General features: G+C 50.0%; 1 protein-coding gene. It reads right to left on the bottom strand.

Annotation, left to right across the window (positions count from 1 at the left end; translation table 11 throughout):
- On the bottom strand, window positions 1-590 hold a 590-nt coding region (locus tag R7Q48_RS29160; protein WP_318133849.1), incomplete at both ends, for an FIST C-terminal domain-containing protein.

Genomic DNA, 590 nt, shown 5'->3' with positions numbered 1-590 from the left:
ACCATGTATTTCACCCATGCAGTAGCTGCCAAAGGTCGCGGCAATATCCATAAACGCCTGCACTTCATCGCTGCTATCAATAAAATCCAGCCGTGAGGCACAGTTGTAAATCATCACTACTTCTGGCTGATGCATAGCAAGTTCCACCACCCCATGACGCACTTGTTCTAACGTCAGAGAAGGATGGTTATAGCAAAACTGAACCTCATCACCGAGGCACCACGGCCTATCGAAACTCATGCTTCCATCGGCGTGAAGTTCTGTGACGGTACAAACTTCCTTGCGCCCCAACGTCTCTCGATACAACGGGAAACTGAGTAATTGGTTAATCGTCACGTCGTGCCCGTCGGCAAGATAATGCTTATAAACATCGAGGGCTTTACGCTCTCCTAAGCAATACAAGCGCGTGCCTTTCGCATGCGTCACTTTGTGCGGCATGCCGATTGGGTTCCACTCGGAATACGCGTCTGTCCAAGTTTTCAAAGTATCACTGTGCAAAGCCACTGCCACTACGGCGTTGTCGTACGTCTGGTTTTGATAGAGCACCCAACAGCCGTCTTCTATGGTCTGCGCTAATCCACCAGACACTC

It is taken from the genome of Vibrio sp. 378, from assembly GCF_033339435.1.
Note: the sequence above shows the minus strand (reverse complement) of the source record. Positions and strands in the feature narration are given on the sequence as shown.